General features: G+C 58.1%; 22 protein-coding genes. 13 read left to right on the top strand and 9 right to left on the bottom strand.

The window, feature by feature from the left end:
* The first annotated feature begins 132 nt into the window (after nucleotides 1-132).
* The 6 genes from SMC3_RS05475 (at nucleotide 133) to SMC3_RS05450 (ending at nucleotide 4,880) form a co-directional block, all read left to right on the top strand.
* Entirely contained in the window at nucleotides 133-735 is a 603-nt protein-coding gene (locus SMC3_RS05475; RefSeq protein WP_119087765.1) for a TetR/AcrR family transcriptional regulator, read from the top strand.
* Nucleotides 732-1,775 carry an NAD-dependent epimerase/dehydratase family protein gene (locus SMC3_RS05470; RefSeq protein ID WP_119087764.1) on the top strand — a complete coding sequence of 348 codons (1,044 nt, stop codon included), beginning with the start codon at nucleotides 732-734 and terminating at the stop codon, nucleotides 1,773-1,775. Before SMC3_RS05475 ends, SMC3_RS05470 begins: the two co-directional genes overlap by 4 nt.
* Nucleotides 1,776-1,889: 114 nt before the next feature.
* Complete coding sequence (locus tag SMC3_RS05465; RefSeq protein WP_119087811.1) at nucleotides 1,890-2,882, top strand: ketopantoate reductase family protein; 993 nt, start codon at nucleotides 1,890-1,892, stop codon at nucleotides 2,880-2,882.
* Complete coding sequence (plsY, locus tag SMC3_RS05460) at nucleotides 2,879-3,469, top strand: glycerol-3-phosphate 1-O-acyltransferase PlsY (protein ID WP_119087763.1); 591 nt, start codon at nucleotides 2,879-2,881, stop codon at nucleotides 3,467-3,469. Before SMC3_RS05465 ends, plsY begins: the two co-directional genes overlap by 4 nt.
* Nucleotides 3,470-3,539: 70 nt before the next feature.
* Nucleotides 3,540-3,881, top strand: coding sequence for a DUF3795 domain-containing protein (locus SMC3_RS05455; RefSeq protein ID WP_165846605.1), 342 nt, complete (start codon nucleotides 3,540-3,542; stop codon nucleotides 3,879-3,881).
* A gap of 72 nt (nucleotides 3,882-3,953) precedes the next feature.
* Nucleotides 3,954-4,880, top strand: coding sequence for a GNAT family N-acetyltransferase (locus SMC3_RS05450; protein WP_119087761.1), 927 nt, complete (start codon nucleotides 3,954-3,956; stop codon nucleotides 4,878-4,880).
* Here the strand turns inward: SMC3_RS05450 and SMC3_RS05445 are convergent.
* Genes SMC3_RS05445 through SMC3_RS05430 form a run of 4 tightly spaced genes read right to left on the bottom strand, consistent with a single transcriptional unit; the run spans nucleotide 4,877 to nucleotide 9,325 of the window.
* Nucleotides 4,877-5,737, bottom strand: coding sequence for an SDR family oxidoreductase (locus tag SMC3_RS05445; RefSeq protein WP_207799116.1), 861 nt, complete (start codon nucleotides 5,735-5,737; stop codon nucleotides 4,877-4,879). The genes SMC3_RS05450 and SMC3_RS05445 overlap by 4 nt on opposite strands.
* A 20-nt stretch (nucleotides 5,738-5,757) precedes the next feature.
* Entirely contained in the window at nucleotides 5,758-7,044 is a 1,287-nt protein-coding gene (locus tag SMC3_RS05440; protein ID WP_119087759.1) for an AAA family ATPase, read from the bottom strand.
* The gene (locus SMC3_RS05435) at nucleotides 7,041-8,759 is read right to left on the bottom strand and encodes a DUF4910 domain-containing protein (protein ID WP_165846604.1); all 1,719 of its coding nucleotides are present in this window, start codon (nucleotides 8,757-8,759) and stop codon (nucleotides 7,041-7,043) included. Before SMC3_RS05435 ends, SMC3_RS05440 begins: the two co-directional genes overlap by 4 nt.
* Complete coding sequence (locus SMC3_RS05430; RefSeq protein WP_119087810.1) at nucleotides 8,756-9,325, bottom strand: GNAT family N-acetyltransferase; 570 nt, start codon at nucleotides 9,323-9,325, stop codon at nucleotides 8,756-8,758. The genes SMC3_RS05435 and SMC3_RS05430 overlap by 4 nt, the downstream gene beginning before the upstream one ends.
* Before the next feature lie 274 nt (nucleotides 9,326-9,599).
* On the opposite strand from SMC3_RS05430, the gene SMC3_RS05425 reads away from it, so the two are divergent.
* Nucleotides 9,600-10,457, top strand: a complete 858-nt coding sequence (locus SMC3_RS05425; protein WP_119087757.1) for a M55 family metallopeptidase — start codon at nucleotides 9,600-9,602, stop codon at nucleotides 10,455-10,457.
* A gap of 84 nt (nucleotides 10,458-10,541) precedes the next feature.
* Here SMC3_RS05425 and SMC3_RS05420 read toward each other — a convergent pair whose 3' ends face one another.
* The gene (locus SMC3_RS05420; RefSeq protein ID WP_119087756.1) at nucleotides 10,542-12,275 is read right to left on the bottom strand and encodes a peptide ABC transporter substrate-binding protein; all 1,734 of its coding nucleotides are present in this window, start codon (nucleotides 12,273-12,275) and stop codon (nucleotides 10,542-10,544) included.
* A 201-nt stretch (nucleotides 12,276-12,476) separates the two neighbouring features.
* On the opposite strand from SMC3_RS05420, the gene SMC3_RS05415 reads away from it, so the two are divergent.
* The 6 genes from SMC3_RS05415 (at nucleotide 12,477) to SMC3_RS05390 (ending at nucleotide 21,781) form a co-directional block, all read left to right on the top strand.
* Complete coding sequence (locus SMC3_RS05415) at nucleotides 12,477-14,183, top strand: peptide ABC transporter substrate-binding protein (RefSeq protein WP_165846603.1); 1,707 nt, start codon at nucleotides 12,477-12,479, stop codon at nucleotides 14,181-14,183.
* 226 nt (nucleotides 14,184-14,409) lie between these two features.
* Nucleotides 14,410-16,116 (top strand): peptide ABC transporter substrate-binding protein, encoded by a 1,707-nt coding sequence (locus tag SMC3_RS05410; protein WP_119089917.1) that lies wholly within the window; start codon nucleotides 14,410-14,412, stop codon nucleotides 16,114-16,116.
* Between the two features lie 228 nt (nucleotides 16,117-16,344).
* Nucleotides 16,345-18,054, top strand: a complete 1,710-nt coding sequence (locus tag SMC3_RS05405) for a peptide ABC transporter substrate-binding protein (protein ID WP_119087753.1) — start codon at nucleotides 16,345-16,347, stop codon at nucleotides 18,052-18,054.
* A 482-nt stretch (nucleotides 18,055-18,536) separates the two neighbouring features.
* On the top strand, nucleotides 18,537-19,976 hold the full coding sequence (locus SMC3_RS05400; RefSeq protein ID WP_119087752.1) for a stalk domain-containing protein: 1,440 nt from the start codon (nucleotides 18,537-18,539) through the stop codon (nucleotides 19,974-19,976).
* 3 nt (nucleotides 19,977-19,979) lie between these two features.
* On the top strand, nucleotides 19,980-20,771 hold the full coding sequence (locus tag SMC3_RS05395; RefSeq protein WP_119087751.1) for an ABC transporter ATP-binding protein: 792 nt from the start codon (nucleotides 19,980-19,982) through the stop codon (nucleotides 20,769-20,771).
* Nucleotides 20,768-21,781, top strand: a complete 1,014-nt coding sequence (locus SMC3_RS05390; protein WP_119087750.1) for a FecCD family ABC transporter permease — start codon at nucleotides 20,768-20,770, stop codon at nucleotides 21,779-21,781. Before SMC3_RS05395 ends, SMC3_RS05390 begins: the two co-directional genes overlap by 4 nt.
* Here SMC3_RS05390 and SMC3_RS05385 read toward each other — a convergent pair.
* From SMC3_RS05385 to SMC3_RS05375, 4 genes are all read right to left on the bottom strand, one after another.
* A complete protein-coding gene (locus SMC3_RS05385; RefSeq protein ID WP_119087749.1) occupies nucleotides 21,778-22,305 on the bottom strand; it encodes an AAA family ATPase in 528 nt (175 codons plus the stop codon). The two genes, SMC3_RS05390 and SMC3_RS05385, sit on opposite strands and share 4 nt — an antisense overlap.
* A 118-nt stretch (nucleotides 22,306-22,423) precedes the next feature.
* Entirely contained in the window at nucleotides 22,424-24,454 is a 2,031-nt protein-coding gene (locus SMC3_RS05380) for a thioredoxin domain-containing protein (RefSeq protein ID WP_119087748.1), read from the bottom strand.
* 17 nt (nucleotides 24,455-24,471) lie between these two features.
* Nucleotides 24,472-24,624: a hypothetical protein gene (locus tag SMC3_RS09385; RefSeq protein ID WP_165848237.1), complete on the bottom strand. Its 153-nt coding sequence runs from the start codon at nucleotides 24,622-24,624 to the stop codon at nucleotides 24,472-24,474.
* Nucleotides 24,625-24,631: 7 nt separating this feature from the next.
* Nucleotides 24,632-25,611 (bottom strand): DNA-processing protein DprA (locus tag SMC3_RS05375; RefSeq protein ID WP_207799684.1); only part of this gene is annotated, 980 nt, incomplete at its 5' end.

Here is a 25,611-nt window from a genome sequence, read left to right as displayed (position 1 = left end):
GATTCCTTTACACAAACCGACCGCATCTGCGAACAGCGTCTCCACCATTGGGCTTGACCGCTGCCTGCGTCTGGCGATAATAAGACCAACCGGTCGGTTTCTGGGTCTGAGGCTTAACCGTTGGGGGTTACCATGAAACAGGAAGAACGTTCGCAGGAGACACGAAGCCGCATCCTTGCAGCTGCCGAGCAGAGTTTCGCTGAACACGGCTACGATGTGACCAGCGTGGATACTATCTGTCACGCCGCCGGTGTCAGCAAGGGCGCATTCTATCATCATTTTCCCAGCAAGGGGTCGGTGTTTGTGGCACTGCTCAATGCCTGGTTGGCAGAGCTCGATCGGCAGTTTGCTGCAGCGCAGACGGGTGGTGAATCCGTGCCGCGGCAGGTTGCGGCCATGGCAGCAGGTGTGAACGAGATTTACCACGTGGCCGGTACCAAGTGGAACATCTTGCTCGAATTCTGGGCCAAGTCCAAGGCGGATCCCGAAGTGGCACGCAGCACCGTCGAGATGATTCGCAGATACCAGGGGTTCTTCCAGCAGTTGCTGGACCGCGGCGTGTCTGAAGGAAGCCTGCGGGTGGAGAATTCGAATCTGGCAGCAACCCTCGTGCTCAGCGCCGTGCTGGGGCTGCTGCTCCAGGGCATCCTGGACCCCGAAGGTCAGGACTGGGGAGCGCTCATGCAACGTGTATTGTCGATGCTCATGGAGTCCATGAGCGGAGGGAAACCATGAAGGTCCTCGTAACGGGCGCATTTGGAAACGTCGGAACGTATGCCGCCGATGAGCTGCTGAGCCGTGGAGCGACCGTCCGTTGTCTGGACATCCCGTCGTCCCTGTCGAAGCGGAAAGCCCGGCCCTATGCCGGCAAGGTCGAAATCATCTGGGGTGACATCCGCAACACGGAGGCCGTCGCACGTGCCGTGCAGGGTGTCGATGCCATTGTCCACCTGGCTTTCATCATCCCGCCCAAGAGTGAGCAGTGCCCCGCGTGGGCTGAGACCATCAACGTCGGTGGCACATGGAATCTCCTGCAGGCAGCGCTTGCCTCGAAGAGCAGGCCTCGCATTGTCTTCAGCTCTTCCATCGCCCTGTATGGTCGTACGCAGCACCTCGCACCACCCCGCAAGGCTGACGAACTGCTTCACCCCTATGAGGACTACGCCTATCACAAGATGACCTGCGAACACATGCTGCATGCGTCGGGCCTGCCATGGGTCATCCTCCGGTTCGGCGCCGTCCCTCCCATCGAATTCGGCGAGCTGGACCCTCTCATGTTTGAGGTGAGGATGGACGACCGTATGGAGTACCTGGCACCCATGGACGCCGGCGCAGCGGTTGCGGCGGCAGCGATGCTGCCTGGACTGGAAGGAAAAACACTGATGGTCGCGGGCGGGCCGTCCTGCCAGGTGACCGGACGGCAGTTTATGCAGCGCTCGTTCGACGCACTGGGCATAGGAATGCTGCCTGAGTCGGCGTTCTCGCAGACGCCGTTCCATTGTGACTTCATGGACACCGAGGAGAGCGAACGACTGCTGCACTACCAGCATTACAGCTTTGACGAGACACTGGCGCTGCAGCGGAGGACCCTGGGATGGAAGAAGCTGTTCGTCCCCATCGCACGACCATTTATCCGTCGGAAACTGCTAGCCATGTCACCCTACTACAAGCGTCACAGTGGTCAAGAAGCCCCGAAGGCAAGCTCCAGACCTGTCCGAGTAATTCCCTCTATCGTCGACCGGAGCAACGGCGCACGATCAAGAATTAAAGCGTAATGTACGGACATGTCGCAGCGTCAAGGAGGGAGTATCCATACCCTTCAGGGGGCAATGTTCTGAAGTAGCTGCTGTAATGACCATTGAAAACGTCCGCATGGATATAATAGTGACATGACAAAGAAGATTGCTGTTGTTGGTGTTGGTGGGAGGACGGGAACGCTGTTTGCCCATGAGATGCGGAACTCTGCTCAAATACTGGGAGTTGCAAGGCATGCGCAAATGGACAATATTAAGGATGGCAACATCCTTATTGCAAGGCAAGGGAGCAAGCCGACAAGATTTGAATGTGATGTCATTGAAGAAGATGCATTTACCAAGGAAACTGCCCCGGATTTTATTCTTCTGACAACGAAAAATCCCGTTGCCCCATCAGTGAGGTACTACTACCAAAGAGTACGACAAGAAACCCCTCCTGACTTGATCTTGTCTCAAAATGGTGTTTTTGCAGCGGAAGAGGCAAGAATCGAACTTGAGAGAATATTCGGTTCGAATGCCCAAAGGATCAGAATAATAAGGGTTGCCCTGTTTAACCCCGTTTCCATGGAAAAAACCGCTGACAATACGGTAATTTCGTATTTTGTACCAATAAGATTGGCTTTCGGAGTGGCGTTTGGGCCTGACAAGATACAAGATCTAAGAGAACTTTTCCTCGAGGCCGAACTTGAAGCCGAGGAAATTGCATCCGAAAATGTCAAGAACATGGAGTTTTCGAAGCTCTTTACGAATCTGTTGGGAGTGTCTTCCTCTTCGTACGGGTTGACTATTGAAGAGGGTTTTGCAGACAAGAAGGTTTTCGAGGAAGAAATTGAATCGTTGAGAGAGTATGCAAGAACAGTCAAAGAAAGTGGAGGAAGATTTTTGAATTTGCACCACTATCCAACGCGCCTGTATGCTTCTTTGCTTGGCTCTCTTCCTTTGCCCCTTCTGAGCCTTTTCAGAAAGCGGATTGCCAAAGCAATTGCGAAAGGGAGAGGAAGGAAGGGAAAAGGCAACATTGACGAAATTGATTACTATAACGGTGCAGTCGTAAAAATTGGGGAGCGATTCAACATTGATACTCCGGTGAATAGGAAGATTTGCCAAACGATGAAGGCAAGGGGATGATCGTGTTCATTGCGCTTTTGATTGCCGCCTATCTTCTGGGCTCTATTCCTTTTGGTTTTCTGGTGGGCAAATTGAAGGGAGTGGACGTAAGGACGATTGGCTCAAAATCTGCCTCATCGACAAATGTCTCAAGGGCGCTTGGCTGGAAATGGGGGGTTGTTTCGGCACTCCTCGATTTCTCAAAGGGTTTTTTGCCGGCATATTTAGCCAAGACACTCTTGTCGAGTCACTGGCAGATTGTGATTGTCGCATTGCTTCCCACCGTTGGACAGGTCCTCCCAATCTTTCTTAGATTCAAAGGAGGAAAGGGCGCTTCTACTTTCTATGGTGCGACTCTCGCATTCATCGGGCCACGGTATTTTGTCTGCTTTTTCCCTGTCTTGTTGCTCATCTTTCTTGTGACCAGGAAAACGAGTTTGTCTAACTTAGTATTCTCGTGGGTTCTGGTAGTTTTGATGTACATCTTCTTTCCATTATACTACGCTGTCTTCGCTTTGTTGGGAGCATCCTTCCTGGTGTTTGCTTTGAGGGACAATATTAGAAGACTTCGCAAAGGAACTGAGCCTGATACACCCATTACTTGGTAACCAGACACTTATTCTTGAATCTAGTCGGACAGGGCGGGGTGAGATGACTCACCAGACAAAGGAGAGGGATATGGAGATGATCGCAGCGTGTGGTCTCGTTTGTACGACTTGTCCGGCATATGTGGCTGGCAGGACGACTGACAGGCCATTGCAGGAGAAGACGGCCGCCGAATGGTCGGCAGGCTACGGCATCGAGGTCAAGCCCGAGGACGTCGTCTGTGACGGGTGTCAGTCGACTGGACCACGACTGTTCTCGCACTGTGCCGTCTGCGACGTGCGGGCATGTGCCCATGGCAAGGGCTACGCTACCTGCGCCGAGTGCGGCGAGTACAACGAGTGCAAGACCATCAATGGGTTCTTTGGGTTCTGTCCCGAGGCGAAACCCGCCCTGGACAGTCTGAGAGCGAAGTAGACGGATTGATGGTTGCAGTTCCGGACCGCTGCAGGGTATGCGGCGGCCTCATGACGTGCACTGGAGGAGCGCATGCCGACTGACGACGATGGCATAATGGTACCAGTCTGGCTTTCGACGCAGCAGGTCAGCCAGGTTCGGGCTCTCGCGGGCGTCTGTGAGGGAAGAGACGGCTACTCGATGGAGGCACGGCTGGACTTCGGCACGCTGGAGACACGGCCGGAGGGTTCAGTCAGCGATGTGTTGTGGTACGAGAGTGGACAGCTTGTTGGGTTTGCGGGCATGAACAGTTATGGTGACCCCTCGGAAGTCGAAGCAACTATCCTTGTCCATCCCGACTTTCGGAGGAAGGGTATTGGCCGCCGTATGGCGCGAGTTGTGGTACGGGAATGCCAGGAACACGAAGTGAGACGGCTGCTGATCGTCGTGCCGCAGGAGTCGCGGGAAGGCCCTACGTTCGCCGCGGCGATGGGGACGCGGCACTCCCACAGCGAGTACACGATGGACCTTGATACGAGGCGGATTCCCCCGTTTGAGCCGATTCACGACGCGGTGGAACTCCGGCCTGCAGGTGCCGAGGATGTGCCCGTCATGGCGGCGATTGTTGCCTCAGCGTTTGCAGAACCGGTTCAAGAAGAGGAACAGGCCCTTGTGCGTCTGATGAAGGATCCTATGCGGACGACCTACCTGGCGGCCCAGGACGGGCGGCCCGTCGGTGTCATTCAGTCGGCCGTCAGTGATGGCCGTGTGTTCATCATCCACTTCGCAGTGCGGCCCGAGATGCAGGGACAGGGTATCGGGCGACAGATGTTGATGGCCATTGTCCGCGGCCTGCAAAACAGCGGCAGCCAGTGGATCACCATCGAGGTCGAGACAGAGAATCGGAACGCCCTCTCTCTTTACCAGCGGTGCGGGTTCGTGACGATCAACGCCACGGACTACGAACTGCTGGAGCTGCCCAGGATCCCCACGGCTCCCGAGCTCCTGTTCGACTGCTAACTGCCGGATTTCGCAAACAGGCCCGTCAGCTCCTCGCTGATGCGCCAGAGGCGCTGCTGAGCGGCGACGTCATACGATGCGCGCGAGGACCGGACCGCGTGTCTGCGCTGGAAGTATCGGCCGGTGACTCCCTCGACATCAGGTGATGACGCTAGCCAAACGCCGGTATCCGCGCCCTCCTCCGGGCTCACGGCAGAGAACCGGTCCATCATCCGTTTGGCTGTCCTGATGAGCCAGCCGCTGTCCATGCAGATGTTCGTGTGCACCAGGCCGGGGTTGATGGCGTTGACCGTGACCCCGCTTCCCTCCAGTCGCCTCGCCAGTTCATAGACGAACAGCAAGTTTGCCAGCTTGGACTGCGCGTATGCCTGCTGCGAGAAGTAGAAACGCTCGCCCTGCAGATTGTCCCAGTGCATGCGCCCGCGCCGGTGTTCGTAGGAGGAGGTCACGATGACGCGCGACGGCGCGCTGTCAAGCAGGACGGGAAGCAGTAGATTGGTGAGCAGGAAGGGAGCCAGGTGGTTGACGGCGAAGACTTCCTCGTACCCGTCGATGGTGGCACGCCGTGTCGGGAACACCGTTCCGGCGTTGTTGACCAGGACGTGCAGGCGATCCCAGTGGGCCATGAATGCCCGGGCAAGACCGTTCACCTCCGCTATCGACGCCAGGTCAGCGCACAGGAAGTGCACGTCTTCGTTGGCTGTGCGTCGAGTGATGGCAGACACCAGGTCCTGTCCGCGCTCCGCACTGCGTCCCGTGACGACGACCGTCGCCCCCATACGGGCAAGAGCTTCTGCCATGGCTGCGCCAATGCCGCGTGTGGCGCCTGTCACCAGGCAGACCCTGTCCTGTAACATTCGGGACGGTTCCATTTCTGTTACAGAGGTTTGATGGGGATGGAGTAGACGCGCGCGGCGGACACGCTGACCAGCTCGCGTTCGGGATAGCGCAGTGCAGTCAGGCTTCCTCCGTGGACGCAGCCGGTGTCGATGTTGATGGTGTTCCCAACCCAAGCCGCTTCGGCGATGGGCAGGTGTCCCCAGACAACGACCGCGTCGCCCTCGTATGCATGTGCCCAGTCGGCGAGGACCTTGAGTCCGAAGTCGTCTCGCTGGCCGGTCGGGGAGCCGAACAGCGCAACGTCGCGCGCCCGTGGCGAGTCGATGCCGTGGAGGTCCTGGGGCAGGCCTGCATGTGCGACCACCAGATTGCCACCGTCCAGGACGAGGTGTGACGGCAGTTCATCCAGGAACTCGCGGACAAGCGCCTGCATCTCCTCTCCAGCCGCGTTCAGCTCCTGCAGTGTATGGTCGAGTCCATTACTGATCTTGACTGGGGCTCCCTGCAATGCCCTGAGCAGCTTGTCGTCGTGATTGCCGAGCACGGTCAGGGCAGCGCCTGAGCGGACCATCGCCATGACGACCAGGAGCGTACGGACGTTGTCAGGTCCGCGGTCCGTGAAGTCGCCGACGAAAACCGCCGTCCTGCCTTCTGGCGCCGTAATATGGGGAATCAGGGAGCTCGGGTTCTCAACCTTGTAGCCCATGATCCTGAGCAGTGAGAGGAGTTCATCACAACACCCGTGGAGGTCGCCGATCACGTCAAAGGAGCCTGCTCTGTCACGCCACAGGGTCGGCGAGGGATGAGAGGGCATTCCAAAGGCGTCTGCCTCTTCCACGGAATGTAACACGATGACGTGATCGAATCCTTCATGACTCAACACACCCTCGCTGACAGGCGCCTGAGCGTGCTGGCGGTCCACGACGAAGTCGCCTACGACGCGGTCCAGCCGTTGCCGGTTGCGCTCCTTGCACACCTGGGGTGGAAGCTCGAACAGGATAGCCATAGATGGACGGTGATAGCGGGCTGCGAGCTCCAGCAGTGGCCGGCGTGCCTTTGCCTGCACGTTCGTGGCATCAACGACCGTGAGGCGGCCGGCATGCAAGCGTTGTTCGACGATACAGTGCAGGACCGCAAATGCGGCTGTGGTTGCGGCCTGGTCCGCTTCGTCGTCGGCGACCATGGCGCGGCAGGCGTCGGACGACACAATCTGGGCCGGCTTGAAGTGTTGCTGTGCAAAGGTCGACTTGCCGGATCCGGACGGGCCGATGAGGACGACGAGCGCCCCCTGCACGATGCTGGGCCCTGAGAATTGTGTGGTCATGGAAGAAGGTACCCCTTTGCTATCAAAAGATCGAGATAGTGCCGTGCTGCGTGGACAGCGGCGGCCGGCGCGTCGAATTCTGCGGTGGCCAGTTTCAGGGCGTCTTCGCGTTCTACGCCCAGCTGGATGAAGTTGACAACTTCTGCCTTGAGGTGGTACCAGCAGGGGAAGTCGCGTATCAGACGGTCATTCCACTGGAGGTCGTCCGGGGTCATCCACACCTCCTCAATGGGGCCGATGACAGGGACCCTTGGCTGGAATGCCGGCATGGGAGCGGTCGCGCCCGCCGCAGCCAGTTCAGCGCGGACGACCGGCGTGTCGGTGGTCTCCTGCAGCGCGAGGAGCGCGGCACGGGTACGCCGAGCCACCCAGTCTCGTATCAATGGATCGCTGTACCGTACGCTGTCTGTCAGTCCCTGTTCACGTATACGGGCTGCGACTACTGCGGCGCGCTCGTCCGGGATCCCGGCGATAAGGTCCGCGAGAGTATCCAGAACGCCACGGCCCACCCACTCGAAGGACTGGACGCTGGACTTGTCCGGCGTGTCGTCGCTGGAGTGATAATAGCGGTCGGGCCACTGGGTCAGCGAGAGAGCAGGGACGTGGACGCTCGCGTCGTTGAGAATGGCGTGGTCGGAGCCCCATGTGAACCCGGTGAGTGTCAGGCGGAAGTCGTGAGTGGTCAAGTTGACGGCCATAAGGTCCGCAATGAACGAGGGCAGTGACCATGGGGTCGCTGTGACTTCCAGAGTGGAGCCGGTTTTCGCCTGGTCTTCGCCGACCATGTCCATGTTGATGGCGCATGCCAGATCGGGCTTCTGGTCGACAAACCACGCGATTGTGCCGTAGAACTCGGGCATCCAGAGGGCGATGACCTCTCGCTCCAGCGGCACGGTATGGAGGACACGCACCAGTTCGGCCAGCAGGGCAGCCCCGCTGGCGTTGTCGTTTGCGCCCGGCCGAGGATGACACAGGTGCGCCAGAAGGAGGATGGGCTTCTGTGTTCCCGGTGTACCTATGTGAGCTTCCAGTACCTGCAGATCGCCCGTGCCGGCGTCAGCGTCGAAGAAGGTGTCGACCTCGATGACTTCCTTCCCGACTATGTCCTGCAGATGTTTGAACGTACGGTGGCTGACGTTGAAGCCGAAGCCCTCGCCCTGTGACTCAGAGCCGAAGGAAGTATAGTTCACAGTATCGGGCATCTCTTCAGGTGTTCGGCCGATGCGTGCGTCCTGCGTAGGCATGAAGTCGGTGATGACACAGCGCGCGCCGTGCTTGGCGACCGCTTCGCGGTAGACGACGGGAGGTTTGCCCGTGGCAAGGACGGCACAGCCCTCGACCGACTGAGTATACTCGGTGTCCTCTGTTCCTGCCCCGACGTCGACGACGCGGAGACGTTCGGTGCCGTGACTTGCTCCGGACAGGAAGATGCCTCCAATGGGGGCCATCCTCAGGTCGGGGGCCAGCCATTCGCCGGTGGACAGGCGCAGGAAGCCGCCCTTGAGGTTCCACGGGCGTGGAACGACATACCCCTGGCACGTGGTGCCACAGGGATAGTGGCGTACTGTCCCTGTCCCCACGAATTCCTGCAACCTGACGATGGCGTCGACAAATCCCTGCCCGCCTTTTGAACGATGCAGGAGGGCAAGGTCGCGCTCCAGCTCGAGCGCATTCTGTGGGCAAAATTCCCGGAGCAGATCTTCGCGGAGCGTCACTTCTCTCCGGTTGCTGGATTGCGCAGTTCGGGCTCGAGCAGGTCCATGTAGACCATGTCGTGGCGCACGCGGTCGCGGACGACGGACTCGCGGAAGCAGCCGAGTTCTCGGAAGCCGACCTTGCGGTACGCCTTGTCGCCGCGGGCGTTGATGGACAGGTGGCGCAGGAGGATGCTGTGCAGGTTCAGCTTGTCGAACCCGTACCGGCACAGCAGGAACAGCGCTTCGCTGCCGTACCCCTTGCTGTGATACTCCTTCTCGCCCACCAGGATGCCGACCTCGGCGGTACCTTCCTTGTGGTTGATATCGAACAGAACGCAGTCGCCGATGAGCTTCTGATCGCCAACCAGGCGGATGTCCATGTGGACCGCGTGGCTGTCGGCCTTGGCGACGGCCTCCTCATACCAGGCATACTCCTGTTCCAGTGTGAATACGTTGCCATAGTCGAGGAGAAAGACATTCAGTTCCGGGTCCGTGATCCAGCGCAAATACGCTGGGACGTCTTCGCGGCAGGCAGGCGTCAGGACGACCTTGGTTCCAGTCATGATGACAGGCAGGTTTTCCATCGTACGACCTCCTCAGAATCGATGAGACCAGCATACCCAAAAGGGCACTGTGGTGCAAGCGCCTGAGCCGATGACGTGCATGTTTGGGTACTGCGGGTTTCTGCCATGCTGATGCAGTTCCATGAACACGATGCAGGACGCGGGGCGCAGAAAACCGCCATGGGTGCGTGCAACGCAGATGTTTGCGACATGCAACAGCGAAATCCGGATATACTTATGTCGCTCGTGAGAAACTGTAGATTACTGCGGCGGTTGCCGCTGGGAGGTATCTGAAATGAAGTACTTCATCAGTCTGGATATGGAGGGTATAGCCGGCCTTGTGTCATGGTCGGAAACCAGCCAGGAACAGCGAGAGCTCATGACGGGCGAGACATGCGCCACTATCGAAGGCATCCGGAGTGTCGACAAAGAAGCTGCAATCCTCATCGCCGATAGTCACAGCCGTGGGCAGAACCTGCTGCTCGACAGGCTTCCACAGGATGTGCAGGTCGTGCGGGGCTACCCGCGCCCGCTGTACATGGTCGAAGGAGCAGATGCAACCTGCGACGCAGCCCTGTTTGTCGGCTACCATGCTCCCATCGGAACGCGCAATGGGTCCATGGACCACACCTATTCCTCGGCCTCCATCTACGAGGTTCTGGCCAACGGGCACGTCGTGGGCGAGACAGAACTCAACATGGTCCTGCTGGCCCGCCTGGGCATCCCATTCATCTTCGGCAGCGGTGACGAGCAGTACTGTGGGTTCTCGCAGCAGTTCTTCCCCCACGCCGTCTTTGTCACTACCAAGTGGGCCACCGGCCGATATTCCCAGCGGACGCTGATGCCCGAGGCATCGAAGACGCTGATCCGTGATGGTGCCGCCAATGCGACGCGTCAATTGATGTCCCGTGGTCGCACGACACTTGCAGACGAGCAGCTTCAGGGGACCGTCCAGCACGAGATTCTGGCGACTTCGCCGTCAACCTGGACCGTGCGCTTCCTGACGACCAGCGCCTGCGACGTCGCTGCCTGGATCCCCGGCTCCCGGCGTTCCGGCGGCCGTGAACTTTCGTACACCTCGGCTGACCCGATTGAGCTCTACCGGTTCCTCATGAGCTGCACCGTCGCAGGGAAGTACGACAAAGACCTGTAGCCAACTGCGTCCTATCAGTTGATGACAATGCCGGGCACATGATGTGCCCGGCATTCTTGCATGAAACCTGTCTGAACTGCTCTTCTACTTGCCTGATGCCATATACGCGTACTTCCAGTCGGGAAACCCGATGCTGCCCTGATAGAAGTCCTTGACCCTCTTGCTCAGCAGAATAGGGTTCGTGTAGAAGTATATCGGGCAAATGGCGAAGTCCTTCATCAGTGTATCCTCGGCGAGATGCATAGCCGTGAGACGAGCGGTCTGATCAGCAGTCGCTTTCTCAGTTGCAATAGCCTGATCATACACCTTGCTGGTCCATCCCAGATCATTGTTGCCGCCACCTGTGATATACAGATCGAGGAATGTATTAGGGTCCATGTAGTCCGCAGTCCATCCCGCACGAGAAACGTCATAGTTGAGACTGCTGCGGTCCTGCAGGAACACGCCAAACTCCTCACTCTGGATCGAGCACGTGATGCCCAGATTCTTCTTCCACATTTGTTGGATCGCCTCACCAATCGCCTGGTGTGTGGGGGAGGTGTTGATCAGATACGTAAAGGCAGGGAATCCCTTGCCTCCAGGGTATCCTGCATCTGCCAGCAACTTCTGTGCGGTCGCAATGTCATTGTCTTTGAAGTACGTTTCACCGCCGACTTTGCGGAAGTCACTGTTTGGAGTGGCATCGGCGAAGCCATACGGGATGAACGCCATCGCAGGCAACTCGCCGCCCTTGGTAATGTTGTCCACGATCTGCTGGCGATTGATCGCCAGCGTCAGGGCCTGGCGCACACGCTCGTCGTTGAACGGCTTCTTGCTATTGTTGAACAGGAGATAGTAGGTGCCAAGGAAGGGGAGAACCTGAGCATCGCCTGAAGCAATAAGGCTTTTCAGTTCGGACGAGGGGACCTCAGCTGCGGCATCGAGCTGGCCAGTCTGGTACATCGTCAGGGCTGTCGACGGGTCTTGAACCATATCATAGATCACAGTAGCAAGACGCACCGAGGCGGCATCCCAATATGTGTCGTTCTTGACCATTGTCAGGTGATCGTTGTGACCCCATTCCGTGAGCTTGAAGGGACCGTCGCAGACGTAGGTCGATGGATTGCCAGCCCACTGCGCGTTTGCCTCAACCACCTTCTTGTCGACAGGAGCCAAGGTGGGGTAGGCTGTGAGGTCGATGAAATACGGGGTAGGCCCTTCCAGGGTCACCTGCAGCGTCTTGTCGTCTACTGCTTTGACACCGACAGAGGCGACGTCAAACGGCTTGGTCGTATCGACGACGGGGACGGTCTTGCCGTTGGCTGTCGTTGTAACGGGATTGCCGTTCGCGTCCACCTTCGCGGCGTAGTACTTGCCGTCCTGCACCAGGGATGTGTTAAATGCCTGGCCGTTCTTGATATAGTACAGCTGATAGGAAAAAGCACCTGCTGTCTCAGGAGCCAGCGCCCGCTTCCAGGCATACTCAAAGTCTTGTGCGGTCACAGGATCGCCGTTGCTCCATTTGGCGTCACGAAGATGGAACGTATAGGTCAGCTTGTCGGTCGACACGTCCCAGCTGGTTGCGATAGCCGGTTGGGGCACGTTGTTCTTGTCATTGCGTGTTAGACCATCAAACAGCTGGAGCACTGTTCCCAGCGCTGGATTGCCGTCTGCAAGCGCAGGATCGAGACTGGCCGGCTCAACAGCAAGATTGTACCGTACGGTCTGATCGGCTGCCATGCCGGATGTAGCGACACCACCCGTGCTCTTGGTTCCACAACCGGCGAACGTAGCGGCCAGCATACATAGAACTAGGAATACAACAACTTTTCTTGTCATGTGATTCCTCCCGTGTATTTCGTCTACCGAGCAAAACCTGACGTAAGAGCGATTGTATAATGCTTACAGGTTTTTGCAAGACCATACGCAGACAGGATCGAGTTGTTTTTTCCTGATGTACGGCTATCCTTATGGTAGCTGCATTACTTTTATGGTAGCCGTAAGATGCCACGAATCATGTTGAGAACGGGAGGCTATCATATGAGAAAAGCATTTTCGTTTGTCTTAATATCGGTATTCCTTGCTGTCGCTCTTTTGGGGACCGTCTCTTGCACCACAAGCAAAGGCAACGTGCAGGAAGTAACGTACAACTTGGGGACCGAGCCCGCCACGATCGATCCAGCCCTTTCTCAGGGCATTCCGGAAGCCAATATCATATTGCAGACCTTTGACGGATTGACACGTATCGACAACAAGAATATGCCACAGCCGGCGATTGCGGCGAGTTGGAAGATCTCTGCGGACCTGAAGACGTATACCTTTACGCTTCGCGATGCGTCCTGGACGAACGGAACACCTGTCACCGCATACGATTTTGAGTATGCCTGGAAGCGTGCTCTCAGCCCGGAACTGGCTGCTATATACGCCTATCAGCTCTACTACGTGCGTGGTGGTCAGGCATTCAACACGTCCATCAAGGTCGGCAGCAAGTACTATGTTCAGGCTGTCGATGCCAAAGGCAATCCTCTTACAAAGAAAGAGGGGGGCAAGGATGTCCCCGTTGCAGACATGGCGAAAGAAATCGACCCCAGCAAGGACGTCGGTGTCAAGGCGCTGGATGCCAAGACGCTCCAGGTTGATCTTGAATCGCCCACCGTCTATTTCCTCAACCTGACGGCGTTCCCTACCCTGATGCCGGTCTGTAAGGCTGTTGTCAGCACAAATGACAAGTGGGCCGCCGACGTGACGAACTACGTCACCGATGGACCGTTCACGCTCACGCAGTGGTCACACAACGACAAGATGACCTTTGTCAACAACCCGACGTACTGGGACAAGGCTGCTGTCAAACTTACAAAGATCACGTACCTCATGGTCACGGATGAATCGACGGCTCTGTCCATGTTCCAGAGCGGTCAGATGGATGTAGGTTCCACTGTACCCATTGCAGAGTTGCCCAAGTTGGTCGCCTCAGGCGATGCACAAATCCTTCCGTACCTTGGAACATACTACTATCAGATCAATGTCACCAAGAAGCCATTCGACGACGTCCGCGTTCGCGAAGCCTTGAATCTGGCCATCGACCGTGCCGCCATCACGACGTCCGTCACGAAGGGTGGACAGATTCCCGCGCTGGCTTTTGTTCCCGGTGGCATTGCAGACGCGGCTGCCGGCAGCGATTTCCGCACTGTTGGTGGTACATTCTACAAGGACAACGATATTGCAACTGCGCAGAAGTTGCTGGCAGACGCAGGATATCCGGGAGGCAAGGGATTCCCTGCCTTCACCCTGCTCTTCAACACCTCCAACGCACACCAATCCATCGCCGAGGCGATCCAGCAGATGTGGAACAAGAACCTTGGTATCACGTGCACCCTCAAGGTCGAGGAGTGGGGCGTCTACCTGGATGACCGGAACAATCTCAACTACCAGGTTGCCCGTGCAGGCTGGATCGGTGACTATATGGACCCCAACACGTTCCTGGACATGTGGGTCACGGATGGTGGAAACAACGGCACCGGCTACGCCAACAAGACGTATGATGCTCTCATCGCAAAAGCCAAGGCGACTACCGACCCGGCGGCACGTATGGCGACGCTGCATGACGCAGAGAAGATCCTCATGACAGACTTCCCCATTATTCCAATCTACTTCTACACGAACCCTGTGCTCATTACCAAGCACGTCAAGAACTTCTACCAGTCGACGCTGGGATTTGTCGACTGGAAGACCACTTACATGGAGTAGCCTTCAGGAGACGCCGAAGATATCAGTTCAGCATATCAGAAATGAAGAGAGCGGCCGCGAACTCGCGGCCGCTCTGCATGTTTGCAGGATACCGTAACCGCTGCAGAAACGGAGAACCCTGTTGGGTCGCCGCATCGACAGGGTCGTGTTGTGTTTTCCTGAAGTATTGCTATGATTCCGACAACCGCAAAGCGGCACGCTCTTGTGGAAAAATGGAGGATCGTGTATGAAGAAAATACTGTCACTTGTCCTGGTACTGCTTTTTGTCGTCTCAATCTTTGGTGGATTGTCGAGGGTGCCATCGGCCAAGGCCGTCGCTCAGGAGATTTCCTACAATCTGGGAGGCGAGCCGACAGGTATCGACCCGGCTATTACCGTAGGGCTTCCAGAAATGAACATCGAGGAGCAGGTGTTCGATGGATTGACTCGTCTGGACGCTAAAGGTGTGCCACAGCCCGCAATTGCGAAGAGCTGGACGATCTCCAATGACCACAAGACCTATATCTTCACGCTTCGCGATGCGTACTGGACGAATGGAACCGCTGTCACTGCATACGATTTTGAGTATGCCTGGAAGCGCGCTCTCAGCCCGGACCTTGCATCAGAATATGCCTATCAGCTGTACTACGTCTATGGTGGTCAGGCATTCAATACGTCCATCAAGGTCGGCACCAAGTACTATGTCCAGGCTGTTGATGCCAAAGGCAATCCTCTTACGAAGAGTGTTGGGGGCAAGGACGTCCCCGTTGCGGATCTGAAGAAAGAGATCGACCCCAGCAAGAACATCGGCGTCAAGGCATTAACTGCCAAGACGCTCAAGGTCTACCTCCAGTCCCCGACCCCGTACTTCCTCAGCCTGACGGCGTTTCCTACCCTGATGCCGGTCTGCAAGGCCGTTGTCAGCACGAATGACAAGTGGGCCTCCGACGTCAAGACCTATGTGACCGATGGGCCATTCAAGCTCACGCAGTGGTCACACAATGACAAGATGACCTTTGTCAAGAACCCGACCTATTGGGACAGGGATAAGGTCAAGCTCACCAAGATCACCTACCTCATGGTCGAAGACGCAGCGACGGCTCTGTCCATGTACCAGAGTGGTCAGCTTGATTCTGCCGTGTCCGTGCCTCTCTCCGAGGCGAGTAAATTGGTTGCCTCCGGCGACGCCACGGCGGAGCCGTTCCTCGCGACGCGCTACATGCTGTTCAACACGACCAAGAAACCATTCAGCGACGTCCGCGTTCGCAAGGCTTTGACGCTCGCAATCAATCGTCAGCAGATCACTAAGTCCGTCACGAGAGGCGGAGAAATCCCTGCTCTTGGCTTTGTCGCCAGCGGCATGCCCGACGCTACCAGCAGCAAAGATTTCCGCACTACGGGTGGCTCATATTACAAGGACAACGACATCGCCACGGCGAAGGCGTTGCTTGCACAGGCCGGCTATCCGAATGGCAAGGGCTTCCCGGCATTCGCCATTGTGAGCGGGACATCGCAAGAGTTGAAGTCCCTTGGCGAAGCAATCCAGGCGATGTGGAAAGTGAACCTTGGCATCACATGCACACTCCGTCCTGAAGAGAGCGGCGTCTACATGGATGACCGGAACAACGGGTTCTACGATGTAGGCTTTGCACAGTGGAGCGCCGACTACATGGATGCAAACACGTTCCTCGACATCTTCCAGACAGGCAGCGGCAACAACGACACCGGTTGGACCAGCAAGGCGTATGATGCTCTTATTATGAAGGAGAAGAGCACCGGTGATCAGAAGGTGCGCATGAAGGCCATGCATGACGCAGAGACGATGCTTATGGCGAACATGCCCGTGATGCCGATCTTCTTCCGGACCAACGATGTCCTGATCAGCAAGCACATTAAGAATTTCTACCAGTCCCCAATGGGCTTCATCGACTTGAAGCTCACCTACATGGTGTAGCTTTCAGGAGTCTCTGAAGACCACAGCCCAGCACATCAGAAGTGAAGAGAGCGGCCGCAAGTTCGCGGCCGCTCTGCATGTTTACAGGATACCGTAACCGCTGCAGAAACAGAGGACACTCTTGGGTCACCACCCAGACTAGGTCGTATTGCGTTTTCCTGGCGTATTGTTATTATTTCGGTAGCCACAAGATGCGACAAATCGTATTTGGAAAAGGGAGGTTGGTGTATGAAGAAAGCACTGTCACTTGTCTTGGTAGCTGTATTTCTGGTCTCGTTGTCTGGTGGACTGTCTGTTATACCGTCAGCAAAGGCAGCAGTTGCTCAGGAGGTAACGTACAACCTGGGGGCTGAGCCACCTGGAATCGATCCAGGCGTTACCATTGGCGTTCCAGAATCCACTGTCGAGATGCAGGTCTTCGATGGGTTGACGCGTCTCGACAGCAAAAATGTGCCGCAGCCGGCGATCGCGAAGAGCTGGACGATCTCCAAGGACGGCAAGACGTACATCTTCACGCTGCGTGATGCATATTGGACAAACGGAACCCCTGTCACCGCATACGATTTTGAGTATGCCTGGAAGCGCGTGCTCAGCCCGGAGTTGGCTGCCCAATACGCCACCCAGCTCTACTACGTGTATGGCGGTGAAGCATTCAACACATCCATCAAGGTCGGCACCAAGTACTATGCCCAGGCTGTCGACGCCAAAGGTAATCCTGTTATGAAGACCGTTGGAGGCAAGCAAGTCGCTCAGCCCAACATGGCGAAGCCGATCGACCCCAGCAAGAACGTCGGCGTCAAAGCACTGAATGCCAAAACACTCAAGGTCTACCTCCAGTCGCCCACCGCCTACTTCCTCGCGTTGACGGCGTTCAATACGCTGTATCCAGTCTGCAAGGCTGTTGTCAGCACGAATGACAAGTGGGCCTCCGATGTCAAGACATATGTGACAAATGGACCGTTCAAGCTCACACAGTGGTCGCACAACGACAAGATGGTCTTCGTCAAGAACCCGACATACTGGGACAAGAACAATGTCAAGCTGACCAAGGTCACGTTCCTCATGGTCGAGGATAGTTCGACTGCTCTTTCGATGTATCAGAGCGGTCAGTTGGACTCTGCGGTGACCGTACCCAGCTCAGAGTTGCCTAAGCTGGTCGCCTCCGGCGATGTAAAGATCCTTCCGATGCTTGCGACATACTTGTATATGTTCAACACGACCAAGAAGCCGTTCAACGATGTCCGCGTGCGCAAGGCTTTGACACTCGCAATCAATCGTGGGCAGATCACGAAGTCCATCACGAAAGGTGGAGAAACTCCCGCGCTGGGTATGGTTTCCAACGGTATTCCGGACGCACTTCCTGGCAGCGATTTCCGCACTGTGGGTGGTTCATACTTCAAGGACAACGATATCGCGACTGCAAAGGCCCTGCTGGCTCAGGCCGGCTATCCCAATGGCAAAGGATTCCCTGCCTTTACATTGCTCTTCAACACCTCGGACCTGCACAAATCCATCGCTGAGGCAGTTCAGCAGATGTGGAAGAAGAACCTCGGTATCACGTGCAGCCTCGGGAGTGAAGAGTGGGGTGTCTACCTGGCTGACGAGGCGAGCCTCAACTACGACGTTGTTCGTAGGTCCCCTACTGCTGACTACATGGACCCGAATACGTACCTGGAGCTGTTCGTGACGGGCAATGGAAGGAACATGACTGGCTACAGCAACAAGGCCTATGACGCTCTCATTGCAAAGGAAAAGGCCACTGTCGACCCGAAGGCTCGCATGGCAGTACTGCATGCCGCAGAGAAGATCCTCATGACCGATATGCCCATTGCTCCAGTCTACTTCTACACGAACCCGGTACTTTTGAGCAAGCACATCAAGAACTTCTACGAGTCGGCGCTGGGAATTGTCGACTGGAAGCCTACCTACATGGCGTAGCCTTCAGGAGTCTCTGAAGACCACAGCCCAACACATCAGAAGTGAAGAGAGCGGCCGCGAACTTGCGGCCGCTCTGCATGTCGTGGAATGCCACCGTTCCCCAAGGAGGTTCTTGTTTGTCGTTCCCCCCTGAGCATTTCTTATCAATTCCCCCGAGCCTTTTAGTGTAAGGCGAGGGGTGCTTCTGAGGGGTGCTCCTCACGAGCATTTCTCTGTAATGCGAGTGGCGTTCCTCGGCGCAGACAGGAACCCACGTACCAGGGCAGCCTGTGCGTATGTGCTTCAGGCTTTGACACCAGGCCTCCAGAACTTATACTATTCGTGGTCAAGAGTAAACCGGCTTCAGTTCCGTCGTGGACTGTCGCTGTGGCTGTACGCCGTCGTGCGTGTGGCTTCAGGTTCTGCGCCGTCGTGCGCTGTGCCTCCGGTAAGATAGGGCGTGTTGTCGCCCTTATTTGCCACCTGCCTCGGAGGATTGCGCTATGCACACCAGAGTTCATCGTTCCATCTGCCTTGTCCTGATCGTCACTATTATGCTTGTGGCCGGTTTCCCGTCTGCGATTGTACGGGCGGCTTACCAACCAGTGTCATCCGTCGTTCTCACCGTGGGGAGTCCGACGATGACCGTAAATGGTTTCAGCTTCCCGATCGATGTTGCAAACTCGAAGGTCGTCCCTGTTGTCGAAGCAGTCTGGGACAGAGCCCTCGTGCCGATCCGTAACGTCGTGGAACTGACCGGTGGCAGCGTGAAGTGGACGCCTGCTGCCAAAATGGTCCGCCTGTCGCTGGAGTCGCACGTGGTGGATCTGACGGTCGGGAATGCCAATGCGCGCGTCGACGGGCGCACGGTCTGGATCGACACGGACCACAGGGTGGCGCCGACCATCATTCTCGATCATGTGATGATCCCTGTCCGGTTTGCCGCACAGTCGCTCGGAGGGCTTGCAAACTGGAATGCTGAGAGCAGGACGATCACGCTGACGCTGCCCAAACAGATGGAGCAGGTTACCGACATGATGGGGCACACCGTGACTGTGCCACGTCGCGTCGTACGCATCGCAACCCTTTCCGCGACTGCCACACAGCTTGTCTTTGCCGTCGGAGCACAGGACCAGCTCGTCGTCGCAAGCTTCGGGTCGGCTGTCAAAGGGAAGGCCATGGGAGCGATCTACCCACGGATGAACCAGATCCCTGAAGCCGGCAACCAGAATGCGGCCAACATCGAGACCCTGCTTGCGGCCCGTCCGGACATCGTCCTGACGGAAGAGGGCCCTGCGCTGGAGCAGATGAAAGCAGTCGGCCTCCCGGCGTACGCGTTCTCGGCAGAGCAGCCGGGTCAGCTCACCGACGCCATCAAGCGGATGGGTGCGTTGACCGGGCATGTCGCAGAGGCGACTTCATCGCTCAACCTGCTGACGACGAAGATGAAGGAGATTGCGGACGCGGTCAGCGCAGTGGAACCTGCGAGACGCCTGAGAGTTTACGTCGCCGGGACGGGCATCTTCAAGACCTTTGCCGGCGACTTCTTCCAGACGTTCATGGTGAGGAACGGGGGAGGAGTGAGCGTTTCCGAGCAGCTGACCGGCGGCAAGATTGACGTTTCTCCCGAGCAGGTGCTCGTCTGGAACCCAGACGTCATCATCCTCACATCTTATACCAAGGACACTGTGAGTGACGTCCTTACCAACCCCCAGCTGCAGAATGTGGCGGCTGTGCGGGACCACAGGGTCTATGTGATGCCGAAATATGTCGTCTCGTGGGATATGCCGGTCCCTGAGTCATTTCTGGGCACGATGTGGCTGGCCCACAAACTCTATCCCGATCAGGTCCGGTTCGATATGTCTGTCGAGATCGCGCACTTCTACCAGCAGTTCTATGGATTCACGGTCCCAGCGGCCGACCTCGCAGCGCTTTCCCAGTAGAGCATGGAACAAGCGCGTCCGTCAGTCGTTGACATCCAGGGTCTTGGCTTCTCCTACGGCGAGGCCAGGATCCTCCACGACCTCACCATGGCTGTGGGTCCCCACGAGGTCTTCGCCATCGTGGGACCGAACGCGGCCGGTAAGACGACGCTCCTTCGCTGTGTTGAGCGGGTCCTGAGCCCCCGAGCCGGGACGATCTACATCGACGGGCGCGACCTGAAGTCACTGTCTGCACGTGACGTGAGCAGACGTGTGGCTTCCGTTCCACAGTCTCATACCCCTGCGTTCCCGTATGCCGTCCAGGACATTGTGCTCATGGGACGCAATCCCCATCTGGGTGCTGCCTCTCAGCCCGGTCCGCATGACGTGACGGTGGCACAGGAGGCCATGGACGAACTCGGCATACGTGCGATCGCCGCCCGACCCTACACACAGATCTCCGGTGGACAGCTTCAATTGGTCCTGCTTGCCCGCGCGCTGGCGCAGGAGGCACAGGTCCTGCTGCTCGACGAGCCGACGGCGCACCTGGATTTCCGGAACCGGCATCTGGTCCTGGGCAGGATACGCGATCTTGCCGTCCGCCGTGGGCTGACCGTCATCATGACCGTCCATGACCCAAACGATGCCATGCAGTACGCCGACCGGGTTGGGCTGGTGAGCGGCGGAGCGCTGGTGGCCCTCGGGACTCCACAAGAGGTCCTGACTGCAGACAACCTGGGACAATTGTATGGCATGCCCATCGAGGTCCTGACTGACGGCACACGGCACGTGATTGTCGCGGGGATCGGTTCATGAAGCGCAGGCGGTTCCTGCCGACTCTGCTCCTTATGTGGGTGGGAGTGCTGGTGGTGCTCCTTGCGTCGCTTTGCCTGGGTCGCTATCCCATCACTCCACAAACAGTCCTGCGGGTGCTGGTCTCCCGGTTTGTACCAATCGCCCGCACATGGGATCCGACCGTTGATACGGTGGTCTGGCAGGTGCGCCTCCCCCGCGCGCTGGCAGCTGCCCTGGTCGGCGCCGCGCTCGCTTCTGGCGGAGCAGTCTTCCAAGGGCTGTTTCACAACCCACTGGTCTCGCCCTATGTACTTGGTGTCTCCTCGGGCGCAGGGTTCGGGGCAGCGGTCGCTATCCTGCTGGGCGCAAGCGCAGCAGTCACACAAGCCTCAGCTTTTGCGACAGGAGCTGTGGCCGTGTCGTTGACATGGCTGATCGCCAGGTCCGGGCGTGACCGGTCACATGTGACCCTCGTGCTCGCCGGGTTCGTCGTCGGCAGCCTGTTCTCGTCGCTGGTGGCTGGCGCGCAATATGTGGCTGACCCGTCGACGAAGCTGCCGCAGATCGTCTTCTGGCTGATGGGTTCGCTTGCGTCTGTGCAATGGTCAGACCTTCTCAGGGCGGTTGTCGTGATCGTGCCATGCCTGGTGGCCATCACGGTGTTGCGCTGGAAGCTCAACATTCTTTCCATGGGCGACGACGAGGCGCGGTCACTGGGCGAAAACCCAGCGGTGATGAGGGTTGTTCTCATCGGATTGACGACTATGACCACCGCTGTCAGCGTAGCGCTCTCCGGTGTCATCGGGTGGGTGGGGCTGGTCGTACCACATCTGGCACGCGGCATCGTTGGGCCGGATTCCCGCAGGCTCATCCCGGCTTCCATCGCCCTGGGGGCAATCTACATGATGATCATCGATGATGTGGCGCGCACCCTGACGATGGCGGAAATCCCGCTGGGTATCCTGACCGGGATCGTTGGTGCGCCCGTCTTCGCGCTACTATTGCGCCGGAGCCGCTCGGACTGGGATTAGGGCGCCTGCTGCAACTGTTTCACGATCACGGACAACGTTTCTCTGCGCTCGACTTCACACCCGTCGACGGCCTGGATGGAGGCTCCTGTCACCCTGCGCCATTCCTGCATCTCTTGCCACGTAGCGGTCACCTTCTCCTCTCGAACCGGCACGGTACGCGTCGGACGGTGCTCGTTTGCCAGACAGTCCTCAAGAGAGGGAAGCAGCACGACGATGTCTAGTCCGGGTGCGGGCGGGTTGTCGACAAGAGGGGCAAGCTGGCCCGGCAGGACGGTCGCGTCGACGATGACGCAGCTGCCTGCCAGGGCGAGGTCGCGCGCAAGACCCAGCTCGTGGCGCAGGATCACGGCATACAGATCGATCTCCTGGCCGTTCCACCGGCTGCGGTCCTGCACCAGTACCTCATGGAACGGGTCGTCCACGTGCAGGAGGACTGAGCCCACCAGTGCCCGGTGGACTTCAGCCGCGAACGTCGACTTGCCGCTTGCGCGCGGACCAGTGATCAGGATAACATATGCGTTCATGCAATCAGTCTACGAGGCGAAGCCAGCTGCACAACACCTCCCCCGTGAATTGTGAATCCCATTGTACCAGGTACTATTGGGATTCACAATTGGTGCCATGATCGTTTACCGTCGCGTTTCATCTCAGCTGTTCCCTCAAATCCTCCGGTCGCGTCACTAGCTGGTGGCAGGCAAATCCTTCGCAGACGTAGGCGGTGGGTTGGCCGTCCACTATCGGACGGTCAGCAAGCAGGTCAGGGACCCCAGGGGGCAGGGGCGTCGGTGAAGCTGCCACAACCAGGTTGGGTCGCCACGCCATGCGAACCTCCCCGACCAGCTCCATCGTTCGCTTGTCGGCAGGGTCGCCGACGATGGCGACCTGCATCTCCTTCGCCAGGTCGAAATCGCCAGCGCACAGCCAGCGTCCAAAGCCGGTCGGATAGCGTGTCACGAGATCAGTCACGAGGTCAAGACTCTTTTCTGCCAACTTGCGCCATTCCGTGTGGCCCGTGAGGGCGGCAAGGGTCAGCAGGGCCTCCGCGGCGAGCGCATTTCCCGATGGGACAGCGTTGTCCTGCAGGTCCTTTGGACGTATAAGCAGCTGCTCCGCTCTGTCGGGCGTATCAAAAAACCCTCCGGCGGGGTCAGTGAAGCGGGCCAGCATCTCTTCGGCGAGAAGCCGCACGGCCACGAACCAGCGGTTGTTGAAGTCCGTCTGGTACAGCTCCAGCAATCCAAGAATCAGCGAAGCATAATCGTCCAGGTACGCCTTCGGACCTGTTGTGCCCTCACGCCAGGTGCGCCGCAGTTGTCCGTCGGGTCGCAGCGCTGTGAGCAGGAAGTCTGCGTTGCGAATGGCGACATCAAGGTACCTCTGGTCCCCGAGGGCACGTGCCGCCTCGGCAAACGAGGCCAGCATCAAGCCGTTCCAAGCTGTCAGCACCGTGTCGTCAGCGGCTGGGCGCACCCGCTTGCCCCGAACTTTGAGGAGTCTGGTACGGCAGTTGTCCAGCAGCGCGTCGACGTCGCCCTGGACAATACTATGATGGGCTGCAAGCGTCGCGTTATCAACAGAGCGCTGCAACACGTTTGTCCCCTCCCACGTACCCCCGGCCGTCACACCATAGGCTTCGGTGAACAGGTCGGCGTCCTTCCCAAGCGTCGCACGAATCTCCTCGAGGCTCCAGACATAATATCGGCCCTCCGCGCCCTCCGAGTCGGCGTCGAGGCTCGACAGGAAGGCGCCCTGCGGGGTCGTCATCTCCCGCGTGACGAACGTCAGCGTTTCCTCGGCCACGTGCCGGAAGGACGCCTCGCTGGTCACCTGCCAGGCGTGCAAATACGCGCGCGCCAGCTGTGCGTTGTCGTACAGCATCTTCTCAAAGTGCGGGACATGCCACGAGTTATCCGTCGAGTAGCGCGCAAACCCTCCGCCGATCACATCCCACATGCCGCCCCGCACCATCGCTCGCAGAGCATGCACGGCGGGTGCAAGCGCTGTCGTATCACCAGCGAGATGGCGTCGCAGAAGGAACTCGATGGCCATCGGCTGAGGGAACTTGGGCGCCATGCCCCAGCCGCCGCTGTCCCAGTCGTAGTGTTCGACCAGGTCGTGTACTGCAGTTGTTAGTGTGCCGACGTCGAAGGTCCCTTCGGCCGTGCCTGAAGTGGACTGACTGACGAGCTGCGCTACGACCTGAGCACCGGCACGTGTGATGTCTGCTCGTCGGTTCCTCCAGGCATCAGCCAGTGTGTGCAGGAGCTGTGGGAAGCCAGGCATGCCCTGACGCGGCTCGGGAGGGAAGTAGGTGCCACCATAGAACGGCTGCAGGTCCGGCGTCAGGAAGACTGACAACGGCCAGCCGCCTTGGCCAGTCAAAGCGACGACAGCCGCCATATACACGCTATCGAGGTCAGGTCGCTCCTCGCGGTCCACCTTGATACAAACGTAGTGGGCGTTCATGGTGGTGGCTGTGTCCGGGTCTTCGAAAGACTCATGGGCCATGACGTGGCACCAGTGGCACGCTGCGTAGCCGATGCTCAGGAAAATGGGCTTGTCCTCGGTCCGTGCACGTGCCAGCGCCTCGTCTCCCCACGGATACCAGTCGACAGGGTTGTCTGCGTGTTGCAGCAGATACCGTGACACGGAGCCGTCAAGGTGATTGGACATGGGCCGGTCCTGCGGCGCTAGCGCTGCAGCTTCTCCAAGATATGTGGCAGAACCCGCAGAGTGGCGCTCTCTCCGCCCGCGATGACTTGTGCGGGCTTCCAGAAGATGTCGCCACCGGCGAATTCAGGAAGTGCTCCTGGTCCCTTGTTGCGCCCGTCAGTCTTCAACATGGCCGTTCTACCCATCTGCATCGGTTGTGCCTTCAGTTTTCTCATGTCGTGTTGTTGCACGTTTGTTCGAAACTGTTTTTTCCGGTACGGCGTCGAAGAGGGTCGGCTCGGCAATACCCCCTGCCGACTTCCTCGGTTTGGAACGACGCTTCGCCGGAGCGGGTTTGGTCTTGGTTGTGGCCGGTGGTTCCGGAATCGATTCATGCACGGGGGCAGGCGCCTGTTCTTCGTTGTGCGTGGTCGGATCCTGTTCTGGTCTGAGGGTGCGAACCAAGTCTTCGGCGTTGCTCGGGTTTGGCCACGGCAGTGCACCCATGTTCTGCAGTTCCTGGAGTCCCTTGTCGATTTCGCCCTGCGAGCGGACAAATACCGGCACCAACCTCAAGGTGGTCAGCTGTTCCGCCGCACCGGCCCACGTCCCGCCTTTCTGATAGTCGGAGCTGATGACCAATGCTGCATCAGCCAGAGCGTAGATCAGCTTGTTGCGCTGCATGGCGTTGCCCACATTGAACCCGGCCATCGGATCGTAGGATGACACGAGGACCAGCTGGCCCTCCATGAGCGGGGAACGATACTCGCGGTTGAGGGCTGCCCGTTCCAGACTGTCGGCAAGCATGCCTGCAGCCGTTCCACCGGCTTCCAGTGCACCGCGCATGGACGCTTGGTCGATCCCGCGTGCTCCGCCCGATACAACCGTCTGCTGTGCATTGGCCGCCAGTTGTCCGATGCGTTCTGTGTACGCCAGCAGTTCCAGGGTCGCATTGCGGCTACCGATCACAGCCAATCCCCCTGTCTCCAGAATCGGGGCGTCTCCACAGCCATACAGCACCGTTGGCGCGTTTTCCTTCAACCGTTCCTTGAGCCGGTGCGGATATGACGCGTCCGCACTCGTGACAACCCAGATGGCGCGGGTCTGCCAGCGTTCGACCGCCTGGCTCAGCAGGAAGCCTCGGCCAAGCAACTTTCTAAGTCGGTCGCCGTCCACGA

The organism is Candidatus Cryosericum hinesii (assembly GCF_003570985.1).
GTDB lineage: Bacteria > Caldisericota > Caldisericia > Cryosericales > Cryosericaceae > Cryosericum > Cryosericum hinesii.
Note: the sequence above shows the minus strand (reverse complement) of the source record. Positions and strands in the feature narration are given on the sequence as shown.